Origin of the sequence: Tistrella arctica (assembly GCF_039630945.1) — a bacterium.
GTDB lineage: Bacteria > Pseudomonadota > Alphaproteobacteria > Tistrellales > Tistrellaceae > Tistrella > Tistrella bauzanensis.
On the sequence record NZ_JBBKTV010000001.1, the window covers coordinates 522,783 to 540,270 of the forward strand.

Annotated in this window: 21 protein-coding genes and 1 pseudogene; 1 reads left to right on the forward strand and 21 read right to left on the reverse strand. The window is 65.7% G+C overall.

The window, feature by feature from the left end; translation table 11 throughout:
- Positions 1 to 9 precede the first annotated feature (9 nt).
- Genes trbJ through trbB form a run of 5 tightly spaced genes read right to left on the reverse strand, consistent with a single transcriptional unit; the run spans position 10 to position 4,838 of the window.
- The gene (gene trbJ / locus WG924_RS02340; protein WP_345931337.1) at positions 10 to 780 is read right to left on the reverse strand and encodes a P-type conjugative transfer protein TrbJ; all 771 of its coding nucleotides are present in this window, start codon (positions 778 to 780) and stop codon (positions 10 to 12) included.
- Positions 777 to 3,233, reverse strand: a complete 2,457-nt coding sequence (trbE, locus tag WG924_RS02345; protein WP_345931339.1) for a conjugal transfer protein TrbE — start codon at positions 3,231 to 3,233, stop codon at positions 777 to 779. Before trbE ends, trbJ begins: the two co-directional genes overlap by 4 nt.
- Before the next feature lie 11 nt (positions 3,234 to 3,244).
- Positions 3,245 to 3,526 (reverse strand): VirB3 family type IV secretion system protein, encoded by a 282-nt coding sequence (locus tag WG924_RS02350; RefSeq protein ID WP_271199532.1) that lies wholly within the window; start codon positions 3,524 to 3,526, stop codon positions 3,245 to 3,247.
- The gene (locus WG924_RS02355) at positions 3,526 to 3,858 is read right to left on the reverse strand and encodes a TrbC/VirB2 family type IV secretion system protein (RefSeq protein ID WP_209159349.1); all 333 of its coding nucleotides are present in this window, start codon (positions 3,856 to 3,858) and stop codon (positions 3,526 to 3,528) included. The genes WG924_RS02350 and WG924_RS02355 overlap by 1 nt, the downstream gene beginning before the upstream one ends.
- Complete coding sequence (gene trbB / locus WG924_RS02360) at positions 3,855 to 4,838, reverse strand: P-type conjugative transfer ATPase TrbB (protein WP_345931352.1); 984 nt, start codon at positions 4,836 to 4,838, stop codon at positions 3,855 to 3,857. The genes WG924_RS02355 and trbB overlap by 4 nt, the downstream gene beginning before the upstream one ends.
- 363 nt (positions 4,839 to 5,201) lie before the next feature.
- Between trbB and WG924_RS02365 the strand changes: the two genes are divergently transcribed.
- Positions 5,202 to 5,858: a hypothetical protein gene (locus WG924_RS02365; RefSeq protein WP_345931354.1), complete on the forward strand. Its 657-nt coding sequence runs from the start codon at positions 5,202 to 5,204 to the stop codon at positions 5,856 to 5,858.
- Between the two features lie 22 nt (positions 5,859 to 5,880).
- Here WG924_RS02365 and WG924_RS02370 read toward each other — a convergent pair whose 3' ends face one another.
- From WG924_RS02370 to WG924_RS02445, 16 genes and pseudogenes are all read right to left on the reverse strand, one after another.
- Positions 5,881 to 6,315: a CopG family transcriptional regulator gene (locus WG924_RS02370; protein WP_345931356.1), complete on the reverse strand. Its 435-nt coding sequence runs from the start codon at positions 6,313 to 6,315 to the stop codon at positions 5,881 to 5,883.
- Positions 6,316 to 6,324: 9 nt separating this feature from the next.
- Positions 6,325 to 8,312 (reverse strand): annotated as a pseudogene (locus tag WG924_RS02375) (conjugal transfer protein TraG).
- 25 nt (positions 8,313 to 8,337) lie between these two features.
- The gene (locus WG924_RS02380) at positions 8,338 to 10,077 is read right to left on the reverse strand and encodes a relaxase/mobilization nuclease domain-containing protein (RefSeq protein WP_345931358.1); all 1,740 of its coding nucleotides are present in this window, start codon (positions 10,075 to 10,077) and stop codon (positions 8,338 to 8,340) included.
- Between the two features lie 244 nt (positions 10,078 to 10,321).
- Positions 10,322 to 11,083, reverse strand: coding sequence for a lytic transglycosylase domain-containing protein (locus WG924_RS02385; RefSeq protein ID WP_345931360.1), 762 nt, complete (start codon positions 11,081 to 11,083; stop codon positions 10,322 to 10,324).
- Between the two features lie 3 nt (positions 11,084 to 11,086).
- On the reverse strand, positions 11,087 to 11,434 hold the full coding sequence (locus WG924_RS02390) for a DUF736 domain-containing protein (protein ID WP_062347404.1): 348 nt from the start codon (positions 11,432 to 11,434) through the stop codon (positions 11,087 to 11,089).
- A gap of 46 nt (positions 11,435 to 11,480) precedes the next feature.
- Entirely contained in the window at positions 11,481 to 12,026 is a 546-nt protein-coding gene (locus WG924_RS02395; RefSeq protein ID WP_345931365.1) for a S26 family signal peptidase, read from the reverse strand.
- Positions 12,023 to 12,544 carry a DUF2840 domain-containing protein gene (locus tag WG924_RS02400; protein WP_345931367.1) on the reverse strand — a complete coding sequence of 174 codons (522 nt, stop codon included), beginning with the start codon at positions 12,542 to 12,544 and terminating at the stop codon, positions 12,023 to 12,025. Before WG924_RS02400 ends, WG924_RS02395 begins: the two co-directional genes overlap by 4 nt.
- A complete protein-coding gene (locus tag WG924_RS02405; protein ID WP_345931369.1) occupies positions 12,541 to 12,795 on the reverse strand; it encodes a ribbon-helix-helix protein in 255 nt (84 codons plus the stop codon). The genes WG924_RS02400 and WG924_RS02405 overlap by 4 nt, the downstream gene beginning before the upstream one ends.
- On the reverse strand, positions 12,792 to 13,430 hold the full coding sequence (parA, locus tag WG924_RS02410) for a ParA family partition ATPase (protein ID WP_345931371.1): 639 nt from the start codon (positions 13,428 to 13,430) through the stop codon (positions 12,792 to 12,794). The genes WG924_RS02405 and parA overlap by 4 nt, the downstream gene beginning before the upstream one ends.
- Before the next feature lie 208 nt (positions 13,431 to 13,638).
- Entirely contained in the window at positions 13,639 to 14,523 is an 885-nt protein-coding gene (locus tag WG924_RS02415) for a replication initiator protein A (RefSeq protein WP_345931373.1), read from the reverse strand.
- Between the two features lie 8 nt (positions 14,524 to 14,531).
- Positions 14,532 to 14,816, reverse strand: coding sequence for a helix-turn-helix transcriptional regulator (locus tag WG924_RS02420; protein ID WP_345931375.1), 285 nt, complete (start codon positions 14,814 to 14,816; stop codon positions 14,532 to 14,534).
- A gap of 126 nt (positions 14,817 to 14,942) precedes the next feature.
- Positions 14,943 to 15,479: a DUF2285 domain-containing protein gene (locus WG924_RS02425; protein WP_345931739.1), complete on the reverse strand. Its 537-nt coding sequence runs from the start codon at positions 15,477 to 15,479 to the stop codon at positions 14,943 to 14,945.
- Entirely contained in the window at positions 15,394 to 15,822 is a 429-nt protein-coding gene (locus tag WG924_RS02430; RefSeq protein WP_345931377.1) for a transcriptional regulator domain-containing protein, read from the reverse strand. The genes WG924_RS02425 and WG924_RS02430 overlap by 86 nt, the downstream gene beginning before the upstream one ends.
- A gap of 4 nt (positions 15,823 to 15,826) precedes the next feature.
- Positions 15,827 to 16,090, reverse strand: a complete 264-nt coding sequence (locus WG924_RS02435) for a DUF2285 domain-containing protein (protein ID WP_345931379.1) — start codon at positions 16,088 to 16,090, stop codon at positions 15,827 to 15,829.
- 120 nt (positions 16,091 to 16,210) lie between these two features.
- On the reverse strand, positions 16,211 to 16,453 hold the full coding sequence (locus WG924_RS02440; RefSeq protein ID WP_345931381.1) for a helix-turn-helix domain-containing protein: 243 nt from the start codon (positions 16,451 to 16,453) through the stop codon (positions 16,211 to 16,213).
- A gap of 182 nt (positions 16,454 to 16,635) precedes the next feature.
- Positions 16,636 to 16,962 (reverse strand): DUF736 domain-containing protein, encoded by a 327-nt coding sequence (locus tag WG924_RS02445; protein ID WP_183825898.1) that lies wholly within the window; start codon positions 16,960 to 16,962, stop codon positions 16,636 to 16,638.
- Between the last annotated feature and the right edge of the window lie 526 nt (positions 16,963 to 17,488).

Consider the following 17,488-nt stretch of genomic DNA (forward strand, 5'->3'; position numbering starts at 1 on the left):
GCCAGCCCCTCAGTTGCCGTTGGGGAACATGCGGGCGTTGCCCGGCTGGTAGCCGCTGCCTGGCGTCAGGAATCGCCGACGCTGCTCGCGGCCCTGTTCGGCCGCGGCGGCGCGCTCGGCCTCGGAGAGGCTCTGCGCGCGTCCGTTGGCGGCGACGACGGCGGTGAGATCGGCGAGCTGCTGGCCCTGGAGGGCGAGAAGCTGATTTCCCGCCTGCGTCGCCTGCAACGCGCCGGTCGCGCCCTGGCTCTGGCCGATCAGCGTCGACATCTCGGCGCGGTTGGTGTCGATGTTGCCGACGACACCGGCCTGAACGCGCATGGCGTCCTGCAAGCCGCCGACGGTGTTCTGCCAGCGCTCGCGTGCCTGCGCGACGAGCGCCTGATCGGAGGCGGACATTGAGGCGTTGCCGTAGGTGGTCTGAAATGCTTGGTCGATCTGCTGGACGTTGAGGGCGATGCCCTGGGCCTGGCTGAGGAGTTGTTGCGTCCGCTGGACCGATTGCTGGAGTTGCTGAATCGACGAATATGGCAGGCTCGCGAGGTTGCGCGCTTGGTTGATCAGCATCTGCGCTTCGTTCTGAAGCTGGGTGATCTGCTGATTGACCTGCTGGAGCGTGCGCGCGGCTGTCAGCACATTCTGCGCATAGTTGGTCGGATCATAGACGATCCACTGCGCGGCGGCCGGTGGCGTGAGGACCGGTGACAGTGCGAGCGGGGTCGCAAGAATTGCGGCCGTGATGCGAAGCGCGCGCATACGGGTGTGAACGGAACGGGTCATGGACGTGCCTCCGGATCGCTTTGGTGGGTGACATTGGTGAGGTCGGCGATGAGGTCGGCAGCCCAGTCGAGCCGGTTCGCAGTGAGCCACTCGGCAAGGAATCCGTCCGTGCCGCTGCGGCCGTGAACGTCGGCGATCATCGCCTGGTGCTGTTTGGATGAGGCCGCGCAGAGCGCCAGCGCCACGTCCGACAGGCCCAGTTCGAACAGCCGATTGCCGCGCCGGGACTGACAATAATAGTCGCGCTTGGGCATCGCCCGCGCGAGTATCTCGATCTGGCGATCGTTGAGACCGAAGCGCCGATAGATGGCGGTGATCTGAGGCTCGATTGCCCGTTCGTTCGGCAGGAGGATGCGGGTCTGGCAGCTCTCGATGATCGCTGGCGCAATCGCAGACCCGTCGATGTCGGACAGCGATTGGGTGGCGAAGATGACGCTCGCGTTCTTCTTGCGCAGCGTCTTCAGCCACTCGCGGAGCTGCCCGGCGAACCCTTCGTCGTCGAGTGCGAGCCAGCCTTCGTCGACGATCAGAAGCGTCGGCCGGCCGTCGAGGCGGTCCTCGATGCGATGAAAGAGATAGGCGAGCACGGCCGCGGCTGCGCCAGTGCCGATCAGCCCCTCGGTCTCAAAGGCTTGGACATACGCCTCGCCGAGATGTTCAGACTCGGCGTCCAAGAGCCGGCCATAGGGGCCGCCGACGCAGTAGGGTCGCAGCGCCTGCTTCAGGTCATTGGACTGGAGTAGGACAGACAAGCCCGTCAGTGTGCGCTCCGCAACTGGCGCCGACGCCAGCGAGGTTAGCGCCGACCAGAGATGCTCCTTGACCTCAGGGGTGACCGGCACGCTCTCGCGGGAGAGGATCGCGATCAGCCAGTCAGAGGCCCAGGCGCGCTCGGCAATGTCGTCAATGCGGGCGAGCGGTTGGAGCGACACGCTGTCGTCGGCGCCTTCGGTCAGGCCGCCGCCGAGATCATGCCAGTCGCCTCGCATGGCGAGCGCCGCGGCGCGGATCGAGCCGCCGAAGTCGAAGGCGAAGACCTGGGATCGCGGATAGCGCCGGAACTGGAGCGCCATGAGTGCGAGCAGCACCGACTTGCCGGCGCCGGTCGGCCCGACGATCAGCGTATGGCCAACGTCGCCGACGTGGATGGCAAGTCGGAACGGGGTCGAGCCCTCCGTTCTGCCGTAAAGCAGTGGGGGTGCATCGAAGTGCTCGTCCCGTTCCGGTCCCGCCCACACCGCCGATAGCGGGATCATGTGGGCGAGATTCAATGTGCTGATGGGCGGCTGGCGGACGTTGGCGTAGACGTGGCCGGGCAGCGAGCCCAGCCAGGCGTCCACGGCGTTGATGGTCTCGGCCATCGCCGTGAAGTCGCGACCCTGGATGACCTTCTCGACCAGCCGGAGCTTCTCGGCGGCGATGCGGGGGTCATCGTCCCAGACCGTGATCGTGGCGGTCACATACGCTTGGCCGGCATAGTCGGCGCCCAGTTCTTGCAACGCCATGTCGGCGTCGGCCGCCTTGTTGGCTGCGTCGGTGTCGACGAGTGCCGAGGCCTCGTTGGTCATGATCTCCTTGAGGATGGCGGCGATCGACTTGCGCTTGGCGAACCATTGCCGCCGGATCTTCGTCAGCAGCTTGGTGGCGTCGGTCTTGTCGAGCAGGATGGCCCGCGTCGACCAGCGGTAGGGAAAGGCGAGCCGGTTCAACTCGTCGAGGATGCCGGGCGTCGTCGCGGACGGGAAACCGACGATGGTGAGGATGCGCAGGTTCGTCTCGCCCAGGCGTGGTTCGAGCCCGCCGGTGAGCGGCTGATCGGCGAGCAGCGCATCGAGATACATCGGCGTCTCGGGAACGCGGACGCGATGCCGCTTCGTCGAAATTGTCGAATGCAGATAGGTGAGCGCCTCGGCGTCATCGAGCCAGGCACATTCCGGCATGAAGGCGTCGATGAGGTTCAGAATGCGGTCGGTGCGATCGATGAAGCCGCGCAGGATCTCATGCGCATCGACACCAGAGTGATCGCGGCCCTCGTAGAGCCAGGTCTCGGCGCGGGCGGCGTCCTCGGCTGGCGGCAGGTAGAGGAAGGTGAGGAAGTAGCTGGATTCGAAATGCGCGCCGGCTTCCTCGAAGTCGGCTTTGCGTTCGGCGTCGACCAGCGCGGAAGCGCTGTCGGCGAACGCGCTGGCCGGATAGGTCGCGGCGCCGTGCCGCTGCGCCTCGACGAAGATCGCCCAGCCGGAACCGAGACGCCGGAAGGCGTTGTTCAACCGACCGGCGACGGCGACCAGCTCGGCCGGCACGGCGCTGTCGAGGTCGGGGCCGCGGAAGCGCGCGGTGCGCTGCAAGCTGCCATCCTTGTTGAGAACGATGCCTTCACCGGCGAGCGCGGCCCAAGGCAGGAAATCTGCGAGCCGGGTGTTGCGGTTGCGGTATTCGGCAAGATTCATCATCGCACCGCTCCTCAGACCGACAAGTGACCGGGGATGCGCAGATGCTTGCGCACGACGTCGACGAATTGCGGATCGCGCTTGGCCGCCCAGACGGCTGCGAAGTGGCCGAGAGCCCAAAGGCCCAGGCCGACCAGCCAGAGGCGAAGGCCGAGGCCGAGCGCGGCGGCCAGTGTCCCGTTGAGAATAGCGATCGAGCGCGGGGCGCCGCCGAGCAGGATGTGCTCGGTCAGCGCCCGGTGGACGGGCACGGAAAAGCCCGGGACCTCGCCGCCATGATCCGCGCCGTCGGCCATCAGACGAGCGCCCCCCCGCCGAACGAGAAGAACGACAGGAAGAAGCTCGACGCGGCGAAGGCGATCGACAAGCCGAACACGATCTGAATCAGGCGCCGCGCACCGCCCGACGTGTCGCCGAAGGCCAGCGTCAGGCCGGTGATGATGATGATCATTACGGCGATGATCTTGGCGACCGGGCCTTCGATCGACTCCAAGATCGACTGGAGCGGCGCCTCCCAAGGCATTGACGAGCCCGACGCATGGGCGGCTGGCGCCAGCGCGAGCGTGAGGAAGGTGACAGACACCGCCGTGGCGATATGGCGGCGAATGCGCAAAGCATGCTTAATCATGACGGGTCTCCTGTGCGGGGCTGGCTTGCGGGGGTGACGCGGTAGTCGCCATCGGGGCCGAGGCCCTCTATGCGGGCGAGTTCGGCGAGGCGGCGCGAGGCGCCGCGGCCGGACAGGACGGCGACCAGATCGATCGTTTCGGCGATGAGCGCGCGCGGAACAGTGACGACGGCTTCCTGGATGAGCTGCTCCATGCGGCGCAGAGCGCCGATGGCAGTGCCGGCGTGGATCGTCCCGACGCCTCCGGGGTGGCCGGTGCCCCAGGCCTTCAGCAGATCAAGCGCCTCGGCGCCGCGGACCTCGCCGATCGGGATGCGGTCGGGGCGCAGGCGGAGCGAGGAGCGCACGAGATCGGAAAGTGAGGCGACACCGTCTTTCGTCCGCATCGCAACGAGGTTTGGCGCTGCACATTGCAGTTCGCGCGTGTCCTCGATTAGGACGACGCGGTCCGAGGTCTTCGAGACCTCGGCCAGCAGCGCATTGGTGAGGGTGGTCTTGCCGGTGGATGTCCCACCCGCAACGAGGATGTTGCGACGATCAGCAACCGCCTGGCGCAACGTCTCGGCCTGAGCTGCGGCCATGATCCCGGCGCCGACATAATCGTCGAGCGTGAACACGGCGACGGCGGGCTTGCGGATCGCAAAGGCCGGCGCGGGCACCACAGGCGGCAACAGGCCCTCAAACCGTTCGCCCGTCTCGGGCAGCTCGGCCGAGACTCGGGGGGCGCCGGGATGAACCTCGGCCCCGACATGGTGAGCGACGAGGCGGATGATCCGCTCGCCATCTGACGCCGTCAGCAACTCACCCGTATCGGAAAGCCCCTCGGACAGCCGGTCGACCCAGAGCCGCCCATCGGGATTGAGCATCACCTCGACGATCGCGGGGTCTTCCAGAAAGCGGGCGATGGCGGGGCCGAGCGCGGTGCGCAGCATGCGCGCGCCGCGTAGGATCGCTTCCGATTTCTGGTGATTTGCCGCCACGTCGTCCCCGTTCTCTTGCGGGACCGCGACACGCGGCCCTGGATCGGGGATGAGTAGAAGAGGCAGAAATTATGGTCTGACAACAACCATCATGTGGCCGTCGTAGTGTGGCGTACAAAGACAGGGAAACGGCGGGGTCGTTCTCCCAAGGCCGTGGCTAGATGAATCTCGCGTACCGAGGAATACTGGCTGCGCCACGCTTATCTAAGCGCTGCCTATTTGGTATGCATCGAAGCTAGCTCAATGAAATAATTGCTAACGGTAGCGGGGGTGTCGATGAAGTGTGGAATTCTGATCATTGGCTCATTGTTTTGGGATGCCGACACCGCCGGGCGAGCTGAGTGGCGACGTGATCGCCTTACAATGGAAATGTCCGGTTTGGTCCGGGCACCGATATATTACGGACGGAAATCAGTAAAACGCGGCGGCACTTTCACGATGACGTTTCGTCAGGAAGAGCCGTCAGGTTTCGCCCGCCTAGTGCCTTGCAAGCGCGACGTCGAAAGCATCGATGATTTGGTGGAAGAAGCGCGCGCGCTCTGGAAGGCGGAGGCTCCAGACTCGAAGGTCGGTAAAATTGCCGCTGGGTGGGGAAGCGTTGGTGTTTTGTTTGGAAATGCCGGCGCGCGCGAGCGGCTGGCGTCGGATTGGAGCGAGCGCTTCAAAGGTAGTGGCGGTAAAGCACTGTCGGTCGTAACCGCCGATGGCGAGTTTGATATTCCGTGGCCGAACGATTTGGACGGGAAGCCCATCGAACTCGATATCGTGTTGGCCACTGCCACCGATCCAGAGACCAGCCAGCCTGCCGCGGAGTCTGTCGCCGAGGCATGGATGAAACAGGCCGGTGGCTACGAGACGTACTTTCTTCAGAATGTGCGGCACGGCATCAGGACGGGCGACGATCTCGCGATTTGGCGCCATATCGCATCGAACCCGCCGGCGTGGATGAATGCAGCGGATAGTTATGCTGAAGCCTTCGACGTGTTGAGGAAGGAAGCCCAACAACTAGCAGCTAGTTGAGCCGCGAAATCACGATACGGCGTCATCGTTGGTCATCAGCGGCGTCAATGTCCTCGGAGATCTCCTGTCTGAGTTTTGGTCCCTGCGCGAGTCGCCGGCCGAGCGCGGTCACGAACGCTTCGTAGCGCTCCGCCGCCTTGGCGCGTGCCGCGACCTGAGCCGGCTCCGGGAGCGGCGGATGAGAGGTCAGCCAGAAGCGGATGAACACGGCGAGCGTTTCGACCGATATGCCGACATCGCGCTCCATGCGCGCCATGCGGCGGTCGAGCTGATCGAGCCGCTTTGTTGTCGCGGCTTCCTGCCGTTCCGCGGCATCTGGTGAGAGGAAAGAGGCGATACCGGCCTCGGCAACCAGCGACAACGATAGATCGCGTCGTGCTGCATGGGCCGCCAGCGCTTTCATCACGTCCGGATCGAGATAGACGGAAAGGCGCTGCTTCTTCGGCTGCTTGCTCACGGGCGCCTCCTACAATTCGATGCCGTCGCCCGGATCGAGCGAGGCTTGGCGCGCGACCTGGCGCATCGTTTGCGTCATGCGGCTGAGGCGGGCGGCATCTTCGTCGACGTCATCACGGGAATCGATCTCGAATTCGTTTTCGATGACGGGCTTTCGCTCAACGGTCTTGGTGCGGCTCAGCTCGGGCTGATGCCGGCGCTCTGAATCCGTCGGATCGTCATCGGCCACGTCGTCCACGGCGACGGGCCTATCCAGCACCGGCCGTTCGGGCAAAGCCAGCGTGCTCCAATCGTCTGCTCTTGCGCTCGCGGGTTTGGTCAGGCCGGGCGGCGTCAGGATGCGCTCCTGAAATCTCCGATCCTCATAGTAGCGGGCCTTCTTCGCGCGTATCGGCGGAATGCCGGCAACCATGACGATCTCGTCGGAGGGCGGGAGCTGCATGATCTCGCCGGGCGTCAGCAATTGCCGGGCGGTCTCCGAGCGCGACACCATCAAGTGGCCGAGCCAGGGCGAGAGGCGGTGACCGGCATAGTTCTTCATCGCCTTCATCTCGGTGGCGGTGCCGAGCGCATCGGAAACGCGTTTGGCGGTACGCTCGTCATTGGTCGCGAAGCTGACCCGGACGTGGCAGTTGTCGAGGATCGAGTTGTTCGGCCCGTAAGCCTTTTCGATCTGGTTCAGCGACTGCGCGATGAGGAATGCTTTCAGGCCGTAACCCGCCATGAACGCCAGGGCGCTCTCGAAGAAGTCGAGGCGGCCGAGCGCGGGAAACTCGTCGAGCATGAGCAGCAGCCGATAGCGGTTGCCCTTCGCCTGCAAATCCTCGGTCAACCGACGCCCGACCTGATTGAGGATCAGGCGGATCAGCGGCTTGGTCCGGTTGATGTCGGAGGGCGGCACAACGAGGTAGAGGGTGGTCGGATGCTTGCCACTGACCATGTCGGCGATGCGCCAGTCGCAGCGGCGCGTCACCTCGGCGACGACGGGATCGCGATACAGACCGAGAAACGACATCGCGGTGGACAGCACGCCGGACCGCTCGTTGTCCGATTTGTTGAGCAACTCGCGGGCCGCGCTGGCGATTACCGGGTGCGGACCGGCCTCGCCGAGATGTGCGGTCTTCATCATCGCCGCGAGGGTCGACTCGATCGGGCGCTTCGGATCCGACAGGAAGGCGGCGACGCCGGCCAAGGTCTTGTCGGCCTCGGCATAGAGGACGTGCAGGATCGCGCCGACCAGAAGCGCATGCGACGTCTTCTCCCAGTGGTTCCGCTTTTCAAGCGAGCCTTCCGGGTCGACCAGGATGTCGGCGATGTTCTGCACGTCGCGGACTTCCCATTCGCCGCGGCGCACCTCGAGCAGCGGATTATAGGCTGCCGACTTGGCATTGGTCGGATCGAACAACAGCACGCGGCCGTGCCGGGCGCGATAGCCGGCGGTCAGCGTCCAGTTCTCGCCCTTGATGTCGTGAACGATCGCCGAGCCCGGCCAGGTCAGGAGCGAGGGCACGACCAGGCCCACGCCCTTGCCGGAACGTGTTGGCGCGAAACACAGGACATGCTCCGGACCGTCATGGCGAAGATACTCGCGCTCATGCTTGCCGAGGACGACGCCGTCGGGACCGAGGAGGCCGGCGGCCTTCACCTCTTCCGGTCGCGCCCAGCGGGCCGAGCCGTAGGTCTCCACATTCTTCGCTTCGCGTGCCCGCCACACGGACACATGCCAATGGCAACCGCGATGGAGATGAACCCGCCCGACGCGGCGATATACGCGCCCTCGATGAAGATAGGCGGGGCGTAGGCGTCGTAGAAATACCACCACCAGAAGAAGGCCGGCGGATAGTAGATCGGCCAGCCGGCCAGCTCGAACCAGGGCTGTCCGAGCTGTGGCTGGAAGCCGAGCCGATAGGCCGTCCATTGTGTCGCGCCCCAGGTCGTCATCAGGACGATCAGGAAGACGGTGAGGATCTGGCCCCAGAGGATCTTCGTCGCCGACATGGCGGGCACTCCTTTCTTGGTTGGGCTACATGCCGAGGCCGCGATTGCGGCCGAAGCTCCAGTCGACGCCGCCGGGGCCGCGCGATACGCCTGAGACGTGCTGACCGAGCTGGCGTTCGAGGGACGGAGACCAGGGCACGAGCTGGAAGCCGAGGCCGTCGTCGATCATGGCGAAGCGGCCCGAGGCGAGCGCGAAGCGCTGCCGGTAAGTGCCCGCCACATACTCGCCCGTTCCGGCCTTTGTGAACGGACGCCCGGTTTCGGCGGCAAGCTTCTCGCCCAGAGCTTCCACCTCACGCTGGCGCAACTGGTCGATCAGCCCCGGCGCAAAACTGACACCGCGCGACTGCCGCTCGGCGAGGCCCCGGCTGACGAGATGGTCGGCACGCCGGTCCATCGCCTGACGCACCTCCGCGCCGAAGCCGCCACCTCCAAGCGCGACGGGATCGCGGGCGATCGCCTGCCGGTCGAGCCACGTAGCGCCGGCCGCACTGACCTGCCGTTCGATGTCGAGATCGGAGCGGACGGCGAGCGCCACGCGGCGCCGACCCTGCGCGTCATCGAACTTGCGCAGCTCGACGATCGAACCCGGCGCGCTGTCGCCAGCGGCATCGAGGTCGGGCAGTTTGATGTGGTGAGTCCGTCCGTCGGTGCCATCGACAACAGCGTAGGCCGTACCCGTCAGCTCATCGTCGAGGCCACGATCCACCAGCCGGCCGATGACGGGATCGTCGATGCTCTCGCCGGCGAGCACGTAGCTCGCCGCGCCGCGCTCGATGCCGCGCTCGGTGAGGCCACGATGAATGCGCTTGATGATATCGCCGCGCTCGCCCAGCTCACGCAGCGTTGCCTCAGCGTTCTCCGATACGACCCACTGACCGGGACCGACCTGATCGGCGAGGCCGAGCGTCTCCAGCTTGCGCAGCCGGCCGACCTTCATCGCATGGAATTCATCGGGCTGCCGGTCGGGGTGCGGCGCGAGGTCGACGACGCCGGTGCGATAGCTGTCGCGGGCAAGCTGCCGGTCGAGATTGGTCCAGCGTTCCGCCTCGACCTGCCTTTCGAGGTTGCGGCGGATCTCGTGATCCGTGCGCGGCCCCAGCTCCTGGGTGACGAGATCCTGCGCGCGGGCGCGCATGCCTTCCTTGATGTAGTCGCGGGAGATGACGAGGTCCTGGCCGTCGTCGGTCCGCCCCCGCAGGATGATATGGACATGCGGATTGTCGGTGTTCCAGTGATCAACGCCGACCCAGTCGAGCTTGGTGCCGAGGTCTTTCTCCATCTGCCCCATCAGCTCGCGGGCATAGGTCTTGAGGTCGGACATCTCGGTCGCGTCCTCGGGCGACACGATGAAGCGGAAGTGATGCCGGTCGTCCTGGGTGCGCTCGGCGAAGGCCTTCGGATCGGCGTCCTCGGTCTCGGGGCCGAACAGGTGGGCCTTCTCGCCATCCCGGGTGACGCCCTCGCGACGAAGATAGCTGAGGTGGTCGGAAAGCGGCGCGGCCCGCGCCGTATGGCGGACAACGCGGGTCTTAATGACCGTGTTGCGTGATCGGCTGGTCAGCAGCCGGTTGGCCTGCACGGTCGCGCGCTGACCACGCCCGAACCGCGAGCGGTTGCCCGAGCTGATCTTGCCGGAGCGCGAGACGCTGCCGCCGGCGCGTTGCGCGGCCGCCAGCGCTTGCGCGATGAAAGGCCGCGCCGCTTGAGCCCGGGTGGAGCGGATGCGGCCAGGCCGGATGCGGAAATCGTCCTCTCCGCTCATGGCCGAAGCCCCGCACATCGCGCAAAGCCGAGGAAAATCCCGAATAAATTGCGAGAGCGCAGGCTGCGCCGATCAGGCGCACCTCGCGCCAATGCGCCATAAGCTCCTGAAAACACACGACCGCACCAAGCCGCACCTCGCGCGCTTTTATCTCGCCATCGTGCCGTTGTGCTGACTGCTCCTCCTCTCCGGACCGCCATTTGCCCGCCAGACCACGCCACAATGCGAACGGGTGCGAACGCGGTCATCGCGGGCCACCGGGGACATTGCGCGCGACGAAAAGGCCATCGATGCGCGAAGCCACCGGGCCTTGATAGCGCTTCGGTGCAGACGCCGTGCTGTTACCGGGCGCGCCTTCGGACTGCGCTGGCGCGGTAGGGCCGCTGCCGGCCGACTGCACGACGAAGAGCGGCGCCCGCGTCCAGGCGAGCGGATCGGCGGCCGCCACCACGACTGGGCCGGCGAGTTCTCCGCCGCCAACAATGGGGGCGAGCGTCGCGACATAGGCGCGCGTCTCGGCCGGCAATGGGCGACCGGCGACATACTCTTCGTAACGGCCCGGTCCGGCGTTGTAGGCCGCCAGGAAACCGGGCGATCCGTAGCGATCGTGCATCTCGCGCAGATACGCGGCGCCCGCCAGGATGTTGTCGCGTGGGTCATAGGGATTGCCGCCGAGCTGATGGCGGACGCGCAAGTCGGCCCAGGTGGCGGGCATGATCTGCATAAGGCCCATCGCGCCCGCCGACGAGATGGCGCGCACGTCGCTGGCACTTTCGACGCGCATGACGGCGCGAATCCATGCCTCTGGAACGCCGAACCGCTGCGCCGCCTCGGCGATGTAAGCGCCATATGGATCGCTGCGTGATGGCCGCTCGACCGGCGTCTGCTGGGCGTGGGCAGTGCTCGCGACCGGTGCGGCAAGGATCAGGCCGGAAAGGAGAAGAAGGGCTGCACGTCGGAGGGTGATCCTCCCTCCGACGGCAGGTTGATGGCGCGCGACGGGCATCGTTCAGTCCCGCTCGCCGCGCTTCGGCGGGCGATTCCAGTGCAGGCCCCAGGCGGACTTGTCGTCGGCCGACTGGAACAGGTTGGCGCGGATCGGATGTTCGAAGGTCGGATCGTCGAGCTGCAGCGAGACGTATTCGCCGGCCTTCTCGCCGGTGCGCTTCCAGCCCGCGCCGATCTCCGCGCCGGTCTCGTTGCTCATGGTGTCGAGCACATGGACGCGGTAGTCGGGCGCGTTCTCGGCTTCGGACGGCTCGGCCGCGACGATGATGATGTCCTGATGCAAGGACAGCGTCGTCAGATGGCCGATGAAGCCATCATTCTCGCGCATGAATTGACCGATCACGGGCATGGGTCGTCTCCTTCATATTGCGGTGGATAGGGTCATGGGCGCGCCGTCACCGCGTCGGCCCGCGCCAGACGAAGCGGCCATCACCGTCCTCGTCGGTGTAGAGAGGGGTGGCCCGGCCGATCACGGCGGTGGCCGGAAGCGGCCCGAAATAGCGACCGTCGAGGCTGTCGCGGACCTGCCAGTTCATCAGGAACAACTCGCCATCAGCGACCAATCGGCAGCCCTGCCAGATCGGGAGCGGACTACCGCGACGATCGCGATCGAGGGCATCGCCCATCGGCATTCCGTCGACGGTGATGGCGAGCCCGGTCCGGCAGACCCGCTGTCCCGGGAGCGCGGCGACGCGCTTCAGAAGCGGCACGCCACGCGGCAGGTAGCCGCCTTCGGACAGGAAGGTGGCGAGTGGTTCAGGAGCATCCACCGCGACCAGATCGGTCACGGCGACCGGACCGGGTTCGTCGATCGTGTAGAAGCCGACCGGCGTGCTGGCGGAGGCGTTCCAGATCAGGCGCGGCGCGAAGGAAGCGATTGAGGCAACGCCCAGAAGCGACACGGCCACGGTCGTGACGATGGCGTAGGAGAGCCGGGTCATGGGCCGATCTCCCGGCGCTTGAGAAAGGCGCGGTGCTGGCGCAGACCATAGGCGCGCGGCGTTTCGCCAACGGTCATTCGGTTATGGACGTGACGCCAATGGTCCGGCGAGACCTCGATCGGGTCGATGCCGCGCGCCTCGATGGCGTCGATGAGTTGGAGCATGCGCTCCACTCTCGGCCAGCCATCGACGTGCAGCAGGACCTCTGCGCCGGGCGTCACCGTCGGGACGGTCTGACACGGCGCGTTGCGCTCCACCGTGCGCAGGATGTCGAGGCGCGAGAGCACGGTGCCGTGCTCATTCGCCGCCCAGCGCACCAGCGCGAGGACGCTGCCAGGAGGGAAGAAGAGGATGCGGCGGCGGCGATCGAGGATCTGGTCGTGCCGCTCGCGGCCGAAGCGGACCCAGTGCTCCGTCTGCTTCTCGATCCAGACGAGTTCGATCTCAGTGAATGTTTCGGGCGGCGGCTCGGCGGCAGCACGGCCGACGCGTTCTGGCGCGGCGACGAGGCCGGTCATTGTCCTTCTCCTGACGGGGGTGGAAACTCGCGCTCGAACAGCGCACGCAGCATGTCGGCGACGGTCTGGCCGCGCTGAAAGGCGGCGATCTTGATGCGGCCGCGCATGTCGGCGGTGACGTCGATCGTCAGCCGGGCCGAGAAGTCCTCGGCGGGCTGACTGCGGGAGGCATGGCGGTCGGCCGCCTTGACCCATTCTTCGGGATCAGCCGGACGCGCCGCAAAGCTGCGCTTCGGGGACCGTTCGCTCATGCGCCGATCCTCGCGACTTCCGCAGCGAGCGCGCCGATCTCGCGCGCGCCGGGGCAATTCTCGTCCTGCTCGGCGGCGAGCCGGCCGGTCCGCACGGCATCGGCGAAGACGATGCGTTGGCCGATGGTGGTGGCGAGCAAGGGCGGGTCGTGATCCGCCAGTGTCTCGGCGGTCTCGCGCGCCAGAACCGTGCGGGCCGCGCAGCGGTTCAGCACGAAGCGCGCGGCGAGCTGCGGACGATAGATGCGCGCCTCGCCGAGCAGCGCCAGCATTTCGGCGGACGCCCATCCGTCGAGCGGCGACGGCTGCACCGGGATCAGCACGAGGTCGGCCGCGAGCAGCGCCGAGCGCATCAGCCCGGCGACGCGCGGCGGACCATCGATGACGACATGTTCGGCGTCGCGGGCCAGCTCCGGCGCTTCACGGTGGAGCGTGTCGCGGGCGAGGCCCACGACGCCGAACAGCCGCTCCAGCCCCTCCCGGCTGCGCTGCTGCGACCAGTCGAGTGCCGAGCCCTGCGGATCGGCATCGATCAGCGTGACGCGCTGTCCACGGCGAGCCCATTCACCTGCCAGGTGGAGGGCAAGCGTGGTCTTTCCCACGCCGCCCTTCTGGTTGAGGAGCGCGACGATCATGACGGTCTCCCGGCGATCGGGGACTCGTCCACAGCGACCGAAAAACGCGGTCGCGTTAGAAAGATTCCGTAGGAATCTAAGTTAGATAAGTTAGAGGGCTCGCAAGTCGCTGATTCAGCGCGATGAATCTGCGATTCCGGTCCCCGATAGCACGAGAGTCCGGTCCCCGATGGCACGACAGCGCCGGTCCCTGATAGCACGAGATGATTCACAGCTTATCCCCAGGGCGAGTTAACGAGCGGCGACGGCGGCGTGGGATGCCGAGCGCGTCAGGATCGGTGGGTACGAAGGACAGGATTTCAGGACCGCCGAGACATTGCTCGATGGTCAGGCGGTAGCCGGGAAGCGGCTGACGACGGACGATGTCGCGCAGGTCGTAGGCAAAATGCTTGAGCGGCGAGAGGCTGCCAGATTTCGCGTGGAGATGCGGGAAATCGAAGCTCCAGCCGAACTCCTGTTTGCCGCCGTGCTTGCGCACGAGGCGATAGAGCCAGCGCTCCAGGCCGCCCGTCAGGCCGAAATAATTGCGGTCAATCGTCAGCACGAGCGCGTCGTCGAGAACGGCGGCGTAGAACCAGTCCGGCACGATCAGCTCGAGGCCGAGCGGCCGGCCCTTGCCGTCGGCGCGCTCCTTCCACTCGTTGATCCAGGAGAAGCGGTGCAGCCGCCGTTCTGTCGGCTGGCGGATCGACGTCGCGATGGTGGTCGACTGAAGCCGGTCGAGCGCGGCTTTCAAACGGTCGTAGTCACGCAGCGAAACGCCGCGGCCGATAAACTGCAAAATTTCGTATGGCGTGGTCGCCATCAGACGCGACGGGCGCAATCCGTGGTCACGTGCCTCGACGATCTGGGACGCGGCCCAGATCAGCACGTCGGCATCCCAGATGGTGGCCATGCCGTGCTCCGGCACGGCTTCGACACGGATGACGATGGAGCCGGCCTTGAAGTCGATTGGCGCCACCCGCTTGGACTTGCCGAGCGCGAAAAACGGGTACGCCATGAGGTCCTGCGCATCGCGCGGCGCGAGATCGCCGGGCAGCGTCCGAAAGAGATCGAGCTGCTCGCGTTCGCTGCTGTGATGGCGCGCCGACATGCCGGGACTCAGCGCGGGAAACGGGCGCCGACGCTGGCGGACGCGGACGGCTGGCGCTTCGCGGGCAGCACGGTGCCGCCCCGCGGATCGGACGTGGAGGTGACGAGACCGCGATCCGCCCAGGCCTGAAGGTCGTCGACGGAATAGACCACGCGGCCGCCGAGCTTGCGGTAGATCGGACCGGTCCCGTAGGTCCGATGCTTCTCAAGGGTGCGTTCGGAAAGGCCGAGGAAGCGCGCCGCCTCCTGCGTTCTCAGGTAGCGTGGCGGTAAATTGGCGGCTCTTTCGGCCATGATCGCACCTCCGTGGTCTCGCGGGCGGCCGCTTCGAATAAGCGGCGGGTTGCGAGCACGGTGGCGCGAAGACGGCGCCCCGGACGATGTCGAAGTAAGATGCTAAAATCGACACGCGAGCGGGTATCAGCGATCCCGGCGTGGGCGGCGCAGCAATGTCCGATAGCCGCCGCGAACGAGCTTCATGCCGTCGCGGGCGAGACGGATGGTGGTCTCCCGGATCGGGTCGCCTACCCAGGATGCTGCGTCAATCTTGTGCTGGGGGAAGAGATGCTCGGCGACGGTGCGGTAGATGGCGCCGCTCTCGCGCGCGTCGATCGCGCGCAGCATCTGGCGGGCGCGCTGACGTCTTTGTGGCGTCAGGCGTGGATCGGGCGGCACGCGCTTGCCGAACATCGCGTGCCAGAGGCGTTCAACCGCGGTCAGTCGGTCGGGCGTCAGTTCATCGAATATGATGAACGCGCCAAGGGGGCGGGCATCATCGACGCCGATCAGGGCGACGTCGTGGGGTTCGCCGCGCAGTACGAGCCGGATCAGACCAGGATCATGCTCGATGATGGCGTGGGCGTGCAGATCCTCAACGCGGAGGCGGAGATGTCCCGCCGGGTTCGGTCCGACGGTGAACGGCAGTGTCGCGGGATCGGTCTGCGGGGTCCAGAAGATCGGCTGGACGAGCGCCGAGTTGCGAGGGTCGGCGACGAAATCGCAAGCCCCATTGCTCGGCGAACTCGCCCGCGACATCCTCGGTCAACCGCCCGACGGCTACCAGTTCCTGATAGGATTTTCTGTAGTCTGGGTTGCGACGCAGGAACTCCCAGGCGAGATCGCCGGGGGTCAACTTGTCGATATAGTCATAGGCGGCTTCAGACCGCCAACTTTCATCCTCGGACATTCTCCACTGCCTCCGCGTAAGGTTGTGCAACGCGAGTTTTGCAGTGGATACGATTCCGGGTTGAACGGAGCGCGGGAAGAACGAAGTGGCCGCAACGTGATGCGGTTTACGCATCACCTCAGTGCAGGCGGCCCTGGAGCAACGCGCAAAAACCGTTCTTCGTCATCCATTTCGCGCGGTCGAGATGACTGGTGTAGATGCGCTGAGCGCGTTCCGGTTCGGCCTTGGCATCAAGGCCGAAGAGGACTTCGACGACTTCGCGCCAGTCGGCTTTTTCAGCGTCGGCATCCAGCAGCCGGACGTACAGCTTCAGATGCGCCTCGTCATAGGCGGTCAATGCCGCCCCGGCCGGCGGCTGATCGAGAAAATCGTCTTTGGTCACAACATCCCCCGATCGCGAGATGTATCCAAACTGGAGGATATTGTTAACCGTGATTTGATCGGAACGATGACGCATGACCTTGACGCGAGACGAATTGGCAACGCCGCGACCTGTCGAACGTCAGGTTTCCTTGTTCGCATCAACGAGCAGCACTCCCTTGCCCTGATCAGAGTTCAGGAAGACAATGCCGGCGCGTTCGAAAGCCCGTCTCACCTCATCGCGCGTGCTCTCAAAAACCTCGAGGCCACTGGTGGATTCGAGGCGTTTGAGCGCGGTCAATGAGACCCGGGCCTTGTCAGCGAGCGTCTCCTGTGTCCAACCCAGCAACGCGCGTGCGGCCCGAAACTGTCGGGCGGTGATCATGCATGATCACCTCCCACACGGACCTACGCGTACGCCAAAACTACGACTATAATAGTCGTTCTTGGCAGCGTATTCCAGTCGGAAGTGCTTATTTGCTCTCTGTCAGGCCGCCGAGATCGCAACTGATTCGGTCGCAGCAAAGCCGAGGCCCCAGCCTTCCGGTCGGGGCCTCGCGGAGGACCTCAGTCGCCTCGGCGCCCATTGGGACGGGACCAGATGAGCGAGAGGGTCTCGCCTTCCTCGTCGTCGAAGAGGTTAGCGTAGATCGGGGCGTTGAAGCTGGGATCGTCGAGCTTCAGGCCCAGATAGGCACGCCCTTCGTTGGAGGTCTTGGACCAGGCGGCGCCGATCTCGGCGCGGCCCACGAAGACGCGGTGGCTCGGGGCGTTCTCGCCCGTAGCGCGGGCCTCGGGGATGATCCGGACATTCTTGGTCTGGACGCTGAGGGTGACGATTTCGCCGGTGAACTCGTTGTTGCCGGTCTTCTTGAAGGTGCCGATGGTCGCCATGGTAGTTCTCCTTGAACGCTGTTGCGAGCCCGCACCATTGCGGCCTCGATGGCGATCGAGAGGCCGGAGGCGATTGACGGCGCACCCCGCAGGGCCTGACAGCAAAGGAGAGGCTTTCTTGCCTCGCGAGGAATGACGGCGCAGCCGGCAGGGGAAGAAAGTTTCGACGCCGCTGTTGCGGCATAGGCGATCGAGGCGCAGCCGACCTTCGGCCAGATCAGCCCATTGAAGAGGCCGTTTTGGAACGGTCGACATGACAGAGACGCATCACAGGAGAACGTGGCGACCATACCGACCGATGGACCGTAGCGACGCCTGACACCGCGGGGAAACCCAGCTCCGCCAGACGCTACGTTCCGCCGATTCCTGCCCGTCGCCCACGAGATCGCCCCCTTCCGGCACTCGCACCGTCTGCGCGCTGTCACGGCATTGCCACCGGCACCGTCACCGATGGCATGGCGCGTCAGTTGGGTTAGCCGTCGATCCGGTCAGCGCGATTGCAAACCAGCCTGGCGACATGGAAGGC